The organism is Aeriscardovia aeriphila, assembly GCF_002259595.1.
Classification (GTDB): Bacteria; Actinomycetota; Actinomycetes; order Actinomycetales; family Bifidobacteriaceae; genus Aeriscardovia; species Aeriscardovia aeriphila.
This window is the reverse complement of record NZ_MWWU01000005.1, coordinates 41,512-57,741: the sequence shown is the minus strand read 5'-3', so window position 1 is coordinate 57,741 and position 16,230 is coordinate 41,512. Positions and strand designations below refer to the sequence as shown.

Genomic DNA, 16,230 nt, shown 5'->3' with positions numbered 1-16,230 from the left:
TAAAACTGCAACAGACGCAGTGGACCAGTGGGCCTCAGAGAAACAAGGCTGGGTTGATCAAGACCCTGACGCCGTAACAGGACATTACACTTTCCTCATCAATCCACTCATGCGTTCTTATGGTTTTGCAGGAGCAAACCAGTGGCGTTGGTCCGGAGAAGGTAGTAAAAAACTGGATTCTGATGAAAATGCAACGAACTGGTCTGGTGATTTGAAGTTCACCCTTCCAATGGATGGTAAGCACTTCCAAGACGTTTCTGTTAAGAATCCGATTAACCTGAAAATCGGTGCTACTGAAACAATTTCAATGAATGAAGTATACCCTGGCGGCACATATGATGATGACACGCCGCTCACCTACATTACTTCACTCAAGAGTGCGGATGAGAATGTTGCAACAGTTAACGGTAATTCCATCGTCGGAGTCAACCCAGGTACTACAACTGTCACCATTACCTCTGGCGATCAATCTCGAGACGTCACAGTGAACGTCTTCGAAGCATCCATCACCGCTGTTGATAATCCTCAGCAAATGACTGTTGCTTCCGGTACCACCCAGCTTGACCTGCCGAAGACGGTTCACGCCACCTTCGACAACGGCACCTCTCGCGATGTTGCCGTCACCTGGGCAGATCTCTCCGCTGAACAGAAGGGTATTCTTGCCTCCCGCAAGGGCGGTGTTATCACCCTCAACGGCACCGTTGCCGGCTGGGACAAGCCAGTCACCCTGACCATCAACGTCACGCCAGCAACCGTCGCAAGCGTTGAACTCTCCCCAGCAGACACCGACGTCACCACCCCATCCGGCACTGCGCCAGCACTCGCCAAGACGGGTAAGGTCACCTGGTCCAACGGCGACACCACACAAGAACCAATCACCGTCGCATCCGGCACCAACCCGAACGGCCAACTGCCAAGCGAAGTGAAGGTGGTCTACTCTGACGACGAAGAAGGCACTGCCAAGGTCGTGTGGAACACCCTGTGCAAGGACCAGTACAGCGCTCGCGAAGGTGGCACCTTCACCGTCACCGGTTCTGTTGAAGGTACCCAGCTGCCAGCAACCCAAACCATCAAGGTCACCCCAGCAACGCTCGACACTGTCGACGCTCCATCAGACCTCACCGTGGTTGTGGACACTCAAGCCAAGCTGCCAGAAACCCTCACCGACCACTACAGCAATAGCGATGAAGCAGCCGTCCCCGTCACTTGGGATAGCAGCACCCTCGACACTCACACTGTTGGTGACTACACGCTCTCCGGCACGGTAGACGGCTACTCCAAGCCAGTCTCCCTCACCGTTCACGTCGTCGATGCCAAGATTATCAGCGTCGAAGAGCCAACCCCTCTCACCGTTCCATCTGGCACGAAGAAGGGCGAGCTGACGCTCCCACAAACCGTGGTTGCCCACTTCGACAACGGCACCAGCACTGACGTTGCTGTCACCTGGTCCGAACTGACCGACGCCGACCTGCAAACCCTGGCTTCCCGCCAAGGTGGCACCATCACCCTGCGTGGTAGCGTCACCGGTAAGGCTCCAGCCAGCCTGAACAACCTGTTCGTCATGCTCGCAGCCGTCGCACCAAGCGATGTCACGCTCACCATCAACGTTGAGCCAGCCACCGTCACCGGCGCAAGTGTCGAGCCAACCACCGTGACCACCAAGGCACAGACAGCCCCACAGCTGCCAGAAAACGCCACCGTCACCTGGTCCAATGGCGACACCACGCAAGAGCCAGTCACCTGGGATGAAGTAAACCCTGAAGATTACCAGAACCCTGACGGCAACAGCTTCCAAGTTTCCGGAACCGTTGCAGGCCAGAAGGTTAGCGTAACCGTCAACGTCACGCCACTGGAAATCACCTCCATCACCCTGACCAAGGACACTGCGGAAATCGAACAAGGCGCAGGCTTCGAAATGCCAAACGCCATCGTCACCTACGAGAACGGTTCCACCACAGTTCTGCACCCACGTTGGGAAGATAAGAGCTCCAGTGAAATCCACAACCCAGGCTCCTACGTGTACAACGGCACCGTCACTGTTCGCGGTGAAGAAAAGCCAGTCAGCTTCACCCTCGTCGTGAAGGAAAAGGCTAAGGAAGAGCCAGGCAAGGATGAGAACAAGCCAGGTGAGAAGGATAACGAAGGTGGCAAGAAGCCTTCGAAGCCAGCTGAGCCAGCAAAGTCACAAGCAGACGGCAAGAAGGCTTCCCCCCAAGCCGCGTGCCCTGGCTTCCACCGGCGCTAACGCCAGCATCATCCTGCTCGTTGCTCTTACTGCCCTCACTGCAGGTGCAGCACTGCGCATGAGCACGCGCAAGCACTGATAACTGACTAGCTCCCCACCGTTTCCGCTCACCAGCGGAAACAACAAGAGGCGGTGATGACCATCCGGTCATCACCGCCTCTTCGTATCTGCACTTATCGATTCAGCAACAACATCATTCAATCAGCATCAGCGATATCAGTCGCAGTACTGTTCTCAATCACACCAGAGTCATAACAGTATCATTCAGAATCAGCGGCTGCGTCAGCATCATCACCAGCGAGCGGCTCGCAATGCGAAAGATCACTCAAAATCTGCCAATCATAAATACGCTGCATCGCACGACCAACCGACTGGCCAGCAGCACTCTCTGCCTGCTCAACAGCATGCCAGCCATCCAAATTACCCGGCTGCAAACCCTGCGAAATCAAATAATCACTCAACAACTCATCCGAAACAGCTGCTCGGCCTTTATCTGCGCGCTGGGAAAGGTCCTCCAAGAGTGCAGCAACCGTCTGCTTCGCATCCGACTTAGTAGAGCCAATCAAGCCCACCGGGCCGCGCTTAGCCCAGCCGGTGACGTACTCACGCTCAACCGGTGTGCCCTCGTCGGAAAGCACACGACCTGCTGCGTTGGTAATCACAAAGTGTTCGTCGTCGTAAGGGGCACCTTCGACTTGCGTTGGACGGTAGCCGATAGCCGAATAGATGGCCTGAACAGGCAGGGTTTCGGTGTGCTCGGTTGGCTGAGCAGTGCCGTCGGCGTCGACTTTCATACGCCTGATTTTCAGGCCTGTCACCGTGCCATTGTCGTTGAGAACTTCCTCCGGGTTGGAGAAGAAGTGGAGGATGAGCTCGCGCTCAGGTGCGGAAGTAGCAGATGCGCCTGCAGAGGATGCGCTAGAAGTGTCGGCGGCATTGGCTGCGGAAGCCACGGAATCGGAAGCAGCAGAAGCCGCGGAAGTGGCTTCGACGAAAACATCGCGCATATGTATCAGCTCGCCGAGCATTTGCGCCTTATCATGGTCCTGATAAGCGCGAGCAGTGGTAATCTCGTCCAGTTCAAAGTCGGCAGGGTCGAGGACGATGCGCACATTGGCGAGCTTTTGCAACTCGCGCAGTTCCTTGACGCCAAATTTAGCTTGGGCCGGGCCGCGACGAACCAGAAGGTGCAGGCGGCGCAGCTGAGAAGCACGGAAATTGTCGATCACATGCTCGGAGGCGTCCGTGGAAACGAGAGCCTCAGGATCGCGCAACAGCATGCGGGTGACGTCCAAAGCCACGTTGCCGCCACCGATAACAGCGACGTCGTGAGCGGAAAGGTCCCAGTCGGTGGAAGGGTCCTGATAATCAGGGGTCGGCTGTTTGGCTGGGAAGCCGTTGTACCAGCGAACAAAGTCAGCAGCGCCGTGCACACCGAGAGATTGAGCCCCAGGAATGGTGAGCTCGCGGTCCAAAGTGGCGCCGGTTGCGAAAACGAGAACGTCTTCATGCTGCAAAATATGCTCGACGCTGACATCCTCGCCCACGCTTACGCCCGTCAGCAGGTGCATGTGAGGGTTGGACGCGGCTTTATCGAGAGCGCCGACGATCATGCGCACGAAAGGGTGGTCGGGAGCTACGCCGTAGCGCACCAAACCATAGGGCACCGGCAGCTTTTCTACGATGTCGATGCGAGCCTGAGTGCCCAAGCCCAGAGCCTCGCCCTTAGCGGCGAGCTCGCGCAGAAGAATGTCGGAAAAATAAATGCCGGCAGGGCCAGCGCCCACCACGCCGACGCGCAGTGGACGCTGAGTTGCCAGAGAAGCTGGCTGGCCAGCTGGCTGCTCGGGTGCAGCTGTTGCGTTCGTCTCGTTCTCGTTAGTCGTCATAAGCTCCAGACTAGCGAGGAGCGCGAATCGCACGCGCTAAGAGTGAAAGCGCGTGGGCGGGCGCAGCCTCAGTCGATAGGGTCGAAGCGCAGCCACACGCAACCATGAGCTGGCATAGTCACAGAGAGCAGACGACCATCGAGCTTAGCCTCGCCAGAAGTGCCCGACCATAGGTCAGTCACCTTCCACTTCGTCAGGTCAAAGCCGAGCTGATAATCTTCCAGGCCAACAATGGCGGCAATGTCGACGCGCTGCTGGCACTGGGTGGGGCCAGTCCAGAAGCAGGCGGCATAGTAAGAGCCGCGCTCGGTGGTGAGGGCGGAATTTTCGCCGCAAGAGCACGCTTCACCGCTACCACAGGAGCACTTCTCCCCCTTCTCGCAGGAGCAGGAAGACGGCGCAGCGCCCGTAGCGTCAGCAGCCCAGACAATGAACTCACCTTCCGGCACGGAAGCGCCATCCCACTTGTTGAACTTGTTCTCCTGATCGTAAATTTCACGCAGAACCTCGCGATTATGCATCGAATTGGCTTCCACCTCGAGCAGCCACGGGTTCTTGAGCAGGTCGATGGTCTCAGCAGGAGAGGTTGGCAGGTCGCCGCCCATCATCAGTGGAGAGTGCGACATAGCCCACAAGGTCAACAGCGTGCGCTGCTCGGCAGGCATGAGGTTCGACATGTGCCCGCCTTGCTTGTCATTGACGGTGAGGTGGCCCAGAGGCAGCATGTCGGCGTCGGCCCAATGACCAGGCGTTTGCAAAGGAGCCCAGCGTGCCATGCGGGAGAACTGGTTGTAAACGTCACGCCAGCGGTCCCACAGGTCGTCGGAAATACGCCACATCTGAGCGTTGCGACGCAAGAAGTCGATGTTCGTGGTGGCAACTTGCGTGCCTGGGGAGAGCGAGAGGCTGATCTCGCGGTGGTATTTGCGTTCGGCGATGCGGATTGCTTGCGAGTAGGCTTCGATTTCTGCTGGGTAGAACGGCGCTTGCATGTCGTCGACCTTCAAGAAGTCAATTCCCCAGGAGGCGTAGAGATCGAGTTGAGCGTTGTACCACGCTTGTGCGCCAGGGTGCGCTTGGTTTAAGCCGTAGTTGTCGTTATTCCAGTGGCAGGCATGCTCGAGGTCCATGTCGGCAACGTCGCGTGCTGTCCATTGCGTTCCCTCAACAGGGCAGTTTTCACGCACTGCTTGGCGTGGGATTCCGCGCATGACGTGGAAGCCGAATTTCAAACCTAGTTCGTGTACTTTTTCAGCAATATGCGTGAAACCGGAGCCATCGGCTGCGGAGGGGAAACGCACAGGGTCTGGCAGCAGGCGGCCGTACTTGTCGAGGCAGAAGGTGGCGCCTTGCGCTGCGTCATTGTAGGCTTCTGATTTTGCTTGAGGGTCAAACCAGCTGGCGTCGACGACGATGGTATCCCAGCCGAATTGCTTGAGATTATCACTCATAAAACGTGCGTTCGCGAGAACGTCTTCTTCTGCGATAGTCGTCATGTAGGAATCCCAAGAATTCCAGCCCATCGGTGGGCGAAGTGCTTTCATGCTTTCTCCTTCGAAAGTGCAGGTCGGTGAAGGTGAGGCTCGTCTGGTCGCAGATTACCAGAACTCAACCTTCCCTCGCCTTCTAGTTTAGGAGAAAGCAACTATTGAAACGATTCAGCATGTCGCGCGATGAGAGGCATGCTGACAGTCGCGCACGGGCAATTATTGCGCTAAACCTCAGTACACGCGCCTCTTCGCCACCCATCGAGACTGGCCATTATTGATCATCATTGAGCGCAGGCGTGGCAACATGTGGCATACCCGCCGCAATCGGGTTCACTACGCTCTCCTCATGCTTCCAACTGCGCACCGGCTTGCGCAGGTTCCACGGCTTGCCGTAGTAACGGCGAATATGGTGGCCGAGCACGTAACGGCGGTGGAAGATCAGCAGGAGAATCCACAAGGCGAGGATGGTGGCCGCCGTGTACATGATGATCTCATCCACACTCGGGCTCAGAGCTGGCGCTGCCGTGTACAGAGGCCATTTCGTCCTCTCCCCCGTTACCAGCAGGCGATGCGTGTTAATACCATACGGCGTGCAGGTGAGCAAGGTGACAAGATCCTTACCCGGCTTGATGCGCAGAACCTTGGTGTTGGTCGGCAGCACCACTTCAATCCATTTAACCTTGTAGGCGAGCGTCTCACCAGCGACGGTCACGAAGAAGAGGTCGCCTTTGCGAAGGTCAGGAAGGTTGGTAAACAGCGTTTTTCCTGGCAAACCAGAGTGACCGGTAATGACGGCTCGCGTGTTCTTACCACCAACAGGGAAAGAGGTGCCTGGTAGGTGGCCGAGGCCGTTTTCCAGCTGATCTTGGTCAGCACCGTGGTGGATTGGCAGTTTCACCGAAATCTTAGGGATGGTGAGTACTGCCATAGTGTCGCCTGGGGCGTTGAGAATGTGATGGTATTCCTTATCGTCGTTGCCGTTGAAGCTTCCCGGCTTATTGGTGAATGGGTCGACGATGGCGCCGATAGCTCGTGGGTTTTCGAAAAGCCTTTTGTTGTAGTCGCGCGCAGCTTGGAGAAGGGCGTTTTTCTGGGCTTTAGAGTAGTTTCTGGCGATCTCCTCATCGCGGGCTGCGATGGCTTTATTTTGCGAATCGTTATGGTATTCGCGGCCGATGTACACGGTAGCGATGGTAATAGCGGAGCCGATGAGCAGCACGGCGATGGCGACCATGATGCGATACACTACCATCCAGGCGTTTGCACGTTTCGCCTGTCGAATCGCCTTTTCGCTGGCTTCTTGGTCTTTCTGGCCTTGAATCACCAGCGCGTCGGCGAAGCTTGGTTGTGCCATCGCTTCTCCCCTATCATTGTTTCTCTCTGGGGTATAAATTACTCGCCGCTTCTGAAAATTCTCTGAGGGGCTCAAGATTATCAGCTCGACGCAAACAAAATGGCCATACCTCTTGCGAGGTATGGCCATTTCTATGAACTACTCAGCTCCTGTTGAAGCAACGAGGAACTTGTTCAGTTCACTGTAGCTCAGCGAAGTTCAGCGTTCTTACGAGCCTTGCGTGCGCCGAGAGCAACAGCAGAGCCAGCACCGAGCAGAACAGCGACGAGGAGTAGGAGTGCGATAGCACCGGTACCACCAGTTGCTGGGAGCTCAGTCAGGGACTTAATGTTCTTGACGGTTGCGCGGGTGGTGCCATCCTGCAGATCGACGTAAGAAACACCGGGTTTACTACCGGGTTTGTCGTCGGAGACAGCAACCACGAGGCCGTTGCTGGAAGTACCAGCTGTAACAACGGTCTTTGCCTTGGTCATATCAACGGTGCCATCCTTTTCTGCATCTGGTGCAGAGAGGGTGACATTAGCGACGACTGGAACGCCCATTGGGGAAAGCATGTAGCCTTCTGGGGCGGCAACCTCTTCGAGGCTGTAGGTGCCGTAGTCGAGACCAGAAATGCTCAACTCACCCTCGGTTCCAGCAGTGGTGAACTGGGTTGCGTCTTCCTTGCTGGAAGCCTTGGACCAAGCCTTAGTGGTTGAATCCTGCTTGAGGTAGTCGTCGCCCTGCTTGACAACGAACTTTGCACCTTGCAGAGCATTGCCATTGAGGTCCACCTTCTTCAAAGCGATGGTGTAGTTGTAAACCTTAGAGGTTTCGCCGCCGTCATCCTTGGTTGGGGTGCCGTTGCCATCGTAGTCGTACACCGTCTTGGTGAAGGAGTTGTCTGCGACCTTGTCAGTGCCGGTTGCCTTGAGAACAGCCTGCTTATAGGTGATGGTGACAACCTTGCCAGCATACTTGGTAACGAAGTCGGAAGCAGAAGCGATCTTGGTGCCATCTTCGTTCATGTGGCCGGTAATGGTTGGCTTCTCCGGCTCGCCACTGAAAGTGGTGTCCTTTGGCTGAACGGTGAAGGTGCCAGTACCCTGGGTAACGGTCAGTTCGCTGGAAACGTCAGAGCCATCAACGGTGATAGCCATTTCAGTTGGATCGCCGAGGAGCTTGTAAGTATCGATGACCTTGAAGGTTGCCTGAGACTTTGGATTAGGAACGGTGAAGGTGAGCTTGAAGTCTGCGGTATCACCGATCTTCAAAGTACGGTTCTGAGTGTAGGCAGAATCAGACTTCTCAGAATCAGACTTCACGGTCTTCTTCATGTTGTTATCGGAACGATTGCCGCTCTCAGCCTTGAGATCAGCCTGACCAAGAGTCATCGTGCCGAGCTTGGTGTAGGTCTTTCCCCCGCTGACAATGGTAGATGGAACCAGAGTTGGAGCAATGGTCACATCGCTGGTCTTATCGCCGGGATTAGGATCAGTCTTGATGAGGTAGTAGCCATTAGCCAAGTTGGAGAAGGTTACCTTGGTTGCAGTTGCACCAGTGGAAGAGATGGGGGAACCAAGGTTGGGGGACTTTGCAAGAGCAGATGCGATACGAGCGATCTTTGCCTGATCAGTGCTCTTGAGAGCCAAGAAGGTGGCTTCTGGGGTACTGCCGGGAGCAACGGTAACGCCTTCAGCAGTCAATGCAGCCTTGAGGTCTGCAGTAAGTGCAGAGGAAACTGGGCTTGATGCGACAGAAGTCAGAGTGTCGTCAGAACCGGCCTGTGGTTGGCCAGTGAGATATATCAATGGATAAGCAACGAAAGTGGTCTTCGTGAGATCAACGTTGCTGTTCGTATTCAGCTCAATAGTCGCAGTACCAGTTGGGGTTTCAGCATAAGCAGTGGCGCCCATGCCGAGGCCTGCAGCCAGTGTCGCAACAGCTGTGAACAGTGCAGCTGCGATCTTAGATGCCTTGCGCATAATCATTCCTTCTCACTTCTCTCGCTCTGTAAACAGAGAAAGATGTTTCACAGACAGCAAGAAGCCTTGGTCAGGGAATTTCTCTTCTCTCCTTAACAGGCGACTCTCCGCCATATATTACGTCTCCTAGTATACGCAAGAAAAGACAAAATGCCCAAATCTTAGACACGAAATCGTCAATAATTCAACTTTTTTTCTGAGCGATGGCCGTATTTTCGAGCAGTATTTTTTATTCTTCCATTCAGAAGCGCTTCACCGTACCACCTTCCCAATAGTGAGCTAATACTCACTTACAGCAACACTCAGTTGACTCAACGCGAGCCTACTCTAACGATCAGCCCTCACAACACTCAGCCCTGAACGCGTTCTCACGCAACTTCGAAAGTGCAGAGTTTGCGCACCACCAACCCCAGATTTCTTTCTCTCTCGTACAATATACAAAGACTAAAGGAGGTTAGCATGCAGCACACGACCGCTGATACAACAGCAGAGCTCACAGAACAGGAATATGTTCCCAGTTACGGCTCTACTGACGGCGAACCTCCCCTCGTCAGCGTGATAATCCCGGTGTATAACGTCGAAAAATTCCTCGACGCAAACCTGACCTCAGTGACACAGCAGACGTATCGCCGCCTGGAAATCTTGGTAGTTGATGACGGCTCCCCTGACAACTCCGGCCAGATTGCCGACGACTGGGCCACCAAAGACCATCGCATTCGCGTCATTCACCAAAAAAATAAAGGATTATCAGGAGCGAGAAACACCGGTCTCGCCCAAGCAAAAGGCGACTACATTCTCTTCGTTGACTCGGACGACACCATCGAGCCGAACCTCGTGCGCTCCTGCCTGGCTCATATGCGCCGAGGACGCCGCAACATCGTGATGTACCAGTTCGACACGATGAGCGAGGACGGAACCTTCGTCAAATCGCGCTACGTGCACAACCGCTACAGCAAACGCAAAGTGCTGACCCCCGAGGAAGCTATTCGCGACCAGATTGCCGGCAAAATCGGCGGCTACGCCTGGAGCTTTATGGCACCAACCAGCATCTATCGCGAAAACAACATCACCTTCCCCGAAGGGCGCTCAATGGAAGACCTCGCCCGAATCTGCCAGATTTTCGGCGGCTCGGACGTCGTCATCCGCCTGCCATTCGTGCTCTACCATTACCGTTTGCGCGCGAACTCCATTATGGGAACGGCAAGCCTCGCCTTCTTCAAAGAGTGGAAACTCGCGACGCAAGACCGCGAAGCCTACGTGCTCTCCCGCTTCCCGCAACTGAGAAGCTACATTCTCAAGCAGAAAATTGAGTTCCTCTCGACGGTGGACTACGAGTCCCTCCTGCAAACCATCGTTTTCCGCTTGAACCTCGACCCTGAGTCAACGCGAGAGCGCAAGGAAACCGTCAAGGCGCTGTTCAACGAAGGCGAATCCGACGAGTTTAAGGCAATGCAAGCCGAATACCTCGCCACAAAAGAAGCCGAGCGCGCGCAGAGAGCGGAGCAAAGGGCTGCCGCAAGCAAGAGGCGAGCACGCCAAAAGGCTATTCGCAAGGCCAAGGCGAAGAAAGAGTCGCTGGAAACCCTGGAAAAGCAGGTGAAGCGCAGCGCGCTGAAGAACGCTGAAAAGAGCGCAATTCGCCGCCACAACCAGCACAAGCGCGTCCAGTCAGTGGTGAAGCAAGCGCAAAGCGCTGTCAAACAGGCGCAAACGGCTGTCGAAAAGGCGCAGAAAGAGTTGGAAAAAGCCACGCAGGCGCGCACGGTGGCGCAAATCCGCGTGGCCCAGAAGCAGGCGCAGGAGATGGAGAAGCGCTGATAATCTTGCGAAATGCAGGGAGATTACCAGCGCCTCAAATTCATCAGTCGTCGCCGAGAACTACGTGCAGGCCGCCCACCAGCGAGCTGACCACGTTATACAAGAAGGCACACACCACGGCGATAATCACGATCAACACCAGCTCGAAAATGGCGAAGATTGTCACCGCGCTCACCACCTGGCCCATGCTCAGAATGGCGGAAACGTTGAAGCCCGTCTTGCCTGTCAGGCCGGTGGAGTTCACCAGGCTACTCACCTTATCGAACACGCCGATGGCGTCGAGCATCCACCACAGAATGGTGGCGCACACCACCTGAATGATGCCGTTGGCGATGCCCAGCATGAAGGAGACCTTCGCCACCGACCATGGGTCAAACTTGACGATGGACAGGCGCATGCGGCGAGCCTTCGGGACGCGCACGCGACGAGGCTTGCGACGGTTAGAAACGATCTCAGGCTGGTCGACAGCAGAGCGGGAGCGACCAGAAGCTGCAGCTGCACCGGCTGCCGCGGCGCCTGCGGTGGCGGTAGCAACAGAAGCGGCAGAACCCATAGCCGTGCGATGGCCAGCAACGCCCGAAGTGCCAGAAGCTGCACCAGAAGCCGAGCCAGCAGCTGCACCGTCACCAGCGCCATGAGCACCAGCCTGCGCGCTCTCAGCCTCTTCAGAGGAGAGGAACTCGCTCAAGCCCGTACCCGCAGGAGCTTCAGAATCGGTAGCATCCTCAGAGCCCTCAGAGCCAGAAACGCTGTCAGAAGCAGCACCAGTACCATCAGAAGCCTGAGAAGAAGCCGAATTGCGGCGAGCTTGCTCCACCTGTTGAGCCACCGACTCGCGAATCTGCTGCTCGGAGAGGCCTGAAATGCTCTCCATATTGTCTTCTTCAGCCTCGTTGAGGGCGTCACTCAAGCTTTCCGGAGCCTGGGTAGAAGGCTGGCTGACTTGTGCCGGCTGGCTGAAAAGATCGTTCTGATCAGGCATAATCTCTCCTTGGCAAGGTAGGGCAAGTGGGCCGTACCTCGAGCAGTTGCAGCCTTCTGAGGTTGCTCGCAGTTTTCTTTCTGCCTTGAGATTATCAAAAACGGGGGATTGCTGCGCTTTTTATTGCAAGCTCATCACACAAAATCTGGGATGAAGCGCACTGATAATCTTGAGAAACGAGCGAGCTTTCAACGGTGAGGCCTGACCGTTAGTATAAGAGTGTGCTTGTTCTTGCGTTACAGGAGACGTGAGAGCGGTAAAAGTGACGCGCTTTTGCAAAGGGGCGAAGTGTACCTTGCAGGCTGCGCTAAGTTAACTGAAAGCTTGAACAAGTGAGATAAGAAGGGCTGAACTGTGACTTCGACCAGTGTAGATCGCACAGGAAAGTATGAGCTGGACACGCAGGCGAACCGCGTATTCATGACGACGCAAGCCAGCAATCTGTTGAATTTTGGTAGGGGAGTGGCGAACCCGTGGGGTGGTGCTGGTTGGCTGGATGATTTCGGCCGGCTTGACCCGAGCGAGGGCGTGCAAACCTGGATTAGCTGCCGTATGGCTCACGTGTACTCTATCGGCACGCTGCTGGGCTTCCCGGGTAGCGAAAAGATTGTGGACACCATGGTTTCCGGACTGCGCGGCATGCTGCATGATAAGGAGCATGGCGGCTGGTACCCATCGTTGACGTTGAGAAGCGATGGATCGCTGGACCATGGCACGGAGAAGTTGTGCTACACGCACGCTTTCGTCATGCTGGCTGCTACTTCGGCACTGCTCGCCGGCCGCCCCGGTGCCAAGCGCCTGCTGGAGGATGCGATTGAAACCTATGATCGCTTCTTCTGGGATGAAGATGAGGGCTTGGCCGTGGACACGTGGAACACGGAGATGACCGAGCTGGATGGCTACCGTGGTGTGAACGCTAATATGCATTCGACCGAAGCTTTCCTCGCTATTGCTGATGTGACCGGCGATGAGAGCTTCCGCGAGCGTGCTGGGCGTATCGTCACACATGTGGTGGAGTGGGCGAAGGCCAATAATTGGCGTATTCCGGAGCATTTCGATGAGAATTGGACGCCGCTGCTCGACTACAACGCCGATAAGAAGGATGACCAGTTCAAGCCTTATGGTGCAACGCCTGGCCATGGCATTGAGTGGAGCCGTCTGATTACCCAGTGGGCGATTTCTACGTATGGTTGGGATGCTCAGCATCATCGCGTTTCTGCTAAGGCTCAGCCCTATGTTGATGCGGCTCAGCATTTGTTTGAGCGCGCGGTTCGTGACGCTTGGCAGGCTGATGGTGAGCCTGGTTTGGTGTATACGACCGATTGGCAGGGTCGCCCGATTGTTCACGACCGCATGCATTGGACTGTTGCGGAGGGCATTAACGCTGCTGCAACGCTCTACCAAGTGACGGGTCGTGACTTCTTCCGCAGTTGGTACGCCACTTTTGTGCGTTATGTTGATGAGCATTTGGCTGATCACGTCAACGGCTCGTGGTGGCATCAGCTCGATGAGCATAATCAGGTTTTGCGCACGGTCTGGCCAGGTAAGTCTGACTTGTACCACGCTTTCCAGTCGACGCTCATCCCGTTTAATGACCCTGCTCTGAGCATCACTCCTGCTGTTGCTCGCGGCTAGTTTGGCTTGAGTATGGCTTGAGATTATCACCGCGCTCACTCACCTGCCGTTGTGATGCAGCTGCGGATGAAAAAGGGGCCGCCGATCAGTTTCCTGACCGACGGCCCTTCTGCGTTTGAGCGCTATATTCTCAGAACATCAGGCTTGAGCAGCTTCGACGTTCTCAGCGGTGGCGTCGTTCTCGCCGTCGCTGTTCTCAGCGTTGCTCTCGCCGCTACCCTCGGCGGCAGCGTTGCCCTCAGCACTGTTCTCGTCAGTGTCGTCATCGCCCGTCTCATCGGTAGTGGCAATCTCAACAATTTCGTCGTCAGAACCGGTGTCAGCAATGGTGACGCCTTGGGTGGTGCGGCCCGTGCGGTTGATTTCGTTGACTGCGAAGCGAATCACCTTGCCAGAGTGCATGATGGCCAGAATCTCATCGCCTTCGGAGACGACGAGAGCACCGACCAGAGCACCACGCTCTTCCACCATTTCCAGCGCCTTGATGCCGTAGCCGTTGCGGCCTTGCACGCGGTAGTCAGCCAGTGGGGAGCGCTTGCCGAAGCCCTTAGCCGTGACGACGAGAAGATCCTTATCGGAATCTTCTGGCACGACATCCATGCTCAGCAGCTGGTCGTCATCGCGGAAGCGCATACCCATCACGCCCGCAGCCGAACGGCCCATCGGTCGCAGCTGCTCGTTGTTGGCCTGGAAGCGCACGGACATGCCGGCCTTGGACACGAGGATCACGTCGTCGGCTTCGTTGCACAGGCTTGCGCCGACTACTTCGTCGCCTTCGTTAAGGTTGATGGCGATGAGGCCACCTTGGCGAGGCGAGTCGTATTCGGAGAGCAGGGTCTTCTTCACACGGCCGTTGCGCGTGGCGAGCACGAGGTACTTGGCGTCTTCGTAGCTGCGAAGGCTCAGCATTCTTTGAATGTGTTCTCCTGGCTGGAAGCTCAAAAGATTAGCAACATGCTGACCCTTAGAGTCGCGAGAGCCTTGTGGAGCTTCGTACGCCTTGATGCGGTAGACGCGGCCGAGGTTAGTGAAGAAGAGCAGCCAGTCGTGGGTGGATGCGGTGAGGAAGTGGTCCACCACGTCACCACCACGCAGGCGAGTGCCCTTAATGCCCTTGCCACCGCGATGCTGGGAGCGGTAATCGTCAGCGCGCGTGGACTTCAAGTAGCCATCGCGGGTGACGGTCACCACGACGTTGCGGTCGGCGATGAGGTCTTCGTCGCTCATATCGCCGGAGAACGGCACGATTGCGGTGCGGCGTTCGTCGCCGTACTTTTCGACGATGCCATCGAGCTCTTCACCCACGATGTGACGCTGACGCTCCGGGTGAGCGAGAATATCGGCATAGTCTTCGATCTTTGCCATGAGCTCTTCATGCTCATCAACGATCTTTTGACGTTCCAAAGCTGCCAAGCGGCGCAGCTGCATGGCCAGAATGGCGTCTGCTTGGACGGTGTCGACGTCGAGCAGGTCCATAAGGCCGGTGCGGGCGAGCTCAACCGTCTTGGAGGAGCGGATGAGGTGGATGACCTCATCGATCATGTCAATGGCCTTCAAATAGCCCTGCAAAATGTGGTCGCGCTCTTCCGCTTCACGCTTGAGGAAGGCGGTGCGACGGTTGACCACTTCCAGCTGGTGGGAGATCCAGTGGGAGACGAAGCCGTCGAGGCTGAGCGTGCGTGGCACTCCGTTGACCAGGGCGAGCATGTTGGCGCCGAAGGTGGTTTGCAAAGCGGTGTGCTTGTACAGGTTGTTGAGAACGATCTTCGGGATGGCGTCCTTCTTGAGCACGAGCACCAAGCGTTCGCCAGTTCGGCCGGAGGTTTCATCGCGCATGTCGGCGATGCCTTTGATCACACCGTCGCGAACAGCGTTGCGAATGGAGCTGACGAGGCGGTCTGGGTTCACCTGGTATGGCAGCTCGGTGATGACCAGGCACATGCGTCCGTTGATTTCTTCGGTGTTGACGACGGCTCGCATGGTGATGAGGCCACGGCCGGTGCGGTAAGCCTTTTCGATACCCTTATGGCCCAGAAGCGTTGCGCCTGTTGGGAAGTCTGGTCCCTTGATGATGCGAATAAGATTATCAAGCAGCTCTTCTCGGCTGGCATCAGGGTGGTCAAGTGCCCAATGAACGCCTTCGGCAACCTCGCGCAGGTTGTGCGGTGGGATGTTGGTTGCCATACCCACAGCGATGCCTGCAGAACCGTTGACCAGAAGGTTCGGGAAGCGTGCTGGCAGCACGGTTGGCTCTTGCGTCTTGCCATCGTAGTTTGGCACGAAGTCGACGGTGTCCTTGTCGATGTCGCGCACCATTTCCATGGCCAGAGGTGCCATGCGGCACTCGGTGTAACGCATTGCTGCTGCGCGGTCATCGCCCGGGGAGCCGAAGTTTCCTTGGCCGTCGACCAGGGTGTAGCGCATGGACCATGGCTGGGCCAAGCGCACCAAAGTGTCGTAAATAGCGGCGTCGCCGTGTGGGTGGTATTTACCCATCACGTCACCGACGACGCGGGAGCACTTGTTGAAGCCACGGTCAGGGCGGTAGCCGCCGTCGTACATGGCGTAGATGACGCGGCGGTGCACTGGTTTCAGACCATCGCGAACGTCTGGCAATGCGCGTTCGACGATGACGGAAATGGCGTATGCCAAGTAGGATTCGCGCATTTCTTGGTTGAGGTCGGTGCGTTGGACGCGAGAGCCGCCCATCAGGCCTTTGAAGCCTTCGTCGCCCAGGCCCAGCGAGTTGATGTTGCTGCCTTCTTGAGCGCCGTATTGGGCGTTCAATGCAGCGAGCTGCTCGTTGAGGCGCTCGTCATCGGTTTCACCGTTGTTTTCGCCGTTATCCGCGCC

At 56.3% G+C, this 16,230-nt stretch carries 9 protein-coding genes; 3 read left to right on the top strand and 6 right to left on the bottom strand.

Features of this window, described 5'->3' with window-relative positions:
* Positions 1-19 precede the first annotated feature (19 nt).
* Positions 20-2,245: an Ig-like domain-containing protein gene (locus AEAE_RS06475; RefSeq protein ID WP_158520555.1), complete on the top strand. Its 2,226-nt coding sequence runs from the start codon at positions 20-22 to the stop codon at positions 2,243-2,245.
* Positions 2,246-2,505: 260 nt separating this feature from the next.
* On the opposite strand, the gene AEAE_RS06470 is transcribed toward AEAE_RS06475, so the two are convergent.
* The 4 genes from AEAE_RS06470 to AEAE_RS06455 all read right to left on the bottom strand — a co-directional run bounded on the left by AEAE_RS06470 (position 2,506) and on the right by AEAE_RS06455 (position 8,942).
* Positions 2,506-4,134, bottom strand: a complete 1,629-nt coding sequence (locus tag AEAE_RS06470; RefSeq protein WP_094690337.1) for a ferredoxin--NADP reductase domain-containing protein — start codon at positions 4,132-4,134, stop codon at positions 2,506-2,508.
* A gap of 68 nt (positions 4,135-4,202) precedes the next feature.
* The gene (locus AEAE_RS06465; protein WP_244569675.1) at positions 4,203-5,678 is read right to left on the bottom strand and encodes a glycoside hydrolase family 27 protein; all 1,476 of its coding nucleotides are present in this window, start codon (positions 5,676-5,678) and stop codon (positions 4,203-4,205) included.
* Positions 5,679-5,895: 217 nt separating this feature from the next.
* On the bottom strand, positions 5,896-6,978 hold the full coding sequence (locus AEAE_RS06460) for a class C sortase (protein ID WP_275542018.1): 1,083 nt from the start codon (positions 6,976-6,978) through the stop codon (positions 5,896-5,898).
* A 188-nt stretch (positions 6,979-7,166) separates the two neighbouring features.
* Positions 7,167-8,942: a SpaA isopeptide-forming pilin-related protein gene (locus AEAE_RS06455; protein WP_094690335.1), complete on the bottom strand. Its 1,776-nt coding sequence runs from the start codon at positions 8,940-8,942 to the stop codon at positions 7,167-7,169.
* A 459-nt stretch (positions 8,943-9,401) separates the two neighbouring features.
* Here AEAE_RS06455 and AEAE_RS06450 point away from each other — a divergent pair, with 459 nt between their 5' ends.
* Complete coding sequence (locus AEAE_RS06450) at positions 9,402-10,760, top strand: glycosyltransferase family 2 protein (protein ID WP_094690334.1); 1,359 nt, start codon at positions 9,402-9,404, stop codon at positions 10,758-10,760.
* Between the two features lie 43 nt (positions 10,761-10,803).
* On the opposite strand, the gene AEAE_RS06445 is transcribed toward AEAE_RS06450, so the two are convergent.
* Positions 10,804-11,742 carry a DUF3566 domain-containing protein gene (locus AEAE_RS06445; protein ID WP_094690333.1) on the bottom strand — a complete coding sequence of 313 codons (939 nt, stop codon included), beginning with the start codon at positions 11,740-11,742 and terminating at the stop codon, positions 10,804-10,806.
* A 420-nt stretch (positions 11,743-12,162) separates the two neighbouring features.
* Between AEAE_RS06445 and AEAE_RS06440 the strand changes: the two genes are divergently transcribed.
* Positions 12,163-13,377 (top strand): AGE family epimerase/isomerase, encoded by a 1,215-nt coding sequence (locus AEAE_RS06440; protein WP_094690362.1) that lies wholly within the window; start codon positions 12,163-12,165, stop codon positions 13,375-13,377.
* A gap of 138 nt (positions 13,378-13,515) precedes the next feature.
* On the opposite strand, the gene gyrA is transcribed toward AEAE_RS06440, so the two are convergent.
* Positions 13,516-16,086, bottom strand: coding sequence for a DNA gyrase subunit A (gene gyrA, locus AEAE_RS06435; protein ID WP_244569678.1), 2,571 nt, complete (start codon positions 16,084-16,086; stop codon positions 13,516-13,518).
* Between the last annotated feature and the right edge of the window lie 144 nt (positions 16,087-16,230).

What these genes read in the sequence shown, in the direction of transcription:
- AEAE_RS06450 (WP_094690334.1), top strand. Translation starts at nt 9,402, where the DNA reads ATGCAGCACACGACCGCTGATACAACAGCAGAGCTCACAGAACAGGAA.
- AEAE_RS06470 (WP_094690337.1), bottom strand. Translation starts at nt 4,134, where the DNA reads ATGACGACTAACGAGAACGAGACGAACGCAACAGCTGCACCCGAGCAG.
- AEAE_RS06455 (WP_094690335.1), bottom strand. Translation starts at nt 8,942, where the DNA reads ATGCGCAAGGCATCTAAGATCGCAGCTGCACTGTTCACAGCTGTTGCG.
- AEAE_RS06440 (WP_094690362.1), top strand. Translation starts at nt 12,163, where the DNA reads ATGACGACGCAAGCCAGCAATCTGTTGAATTTTGGTAGGGGAGTGGCG.
- gyrA (WP_244569678.1), bottom strand. Translation starts at nt 16,086, where the DNA reads ATGGGCGGCTCTCGCGTCCAACGCACCGACCTCAACCAAGAAATGCGC.
- AEAE_RS06445 (WP_094690333.1), bottom strand. Translation starts at nt 11,742, where the DNA reads ATGCCTGATCAGAACGATCTTTTCAGCCAGCCGGCACAAGTCAGCCAG.
- AEAE_RS06465 (WP_244569675.1), bottom strand. Translation starts at nt 5,678, where the DNA reads ATGAAAGCACTTCGCCCACCGATGGGCTGGAATTCTTGGGATTCCTAC.
- AEAE_RS06460 (WP_275542018.1), bottom strand. Translation starts at nt 6,978, where the DNA reads ATGGCACAACCAAGCTTCGCCGACGCGCTGGTGATTCAAGGCCAGAAA.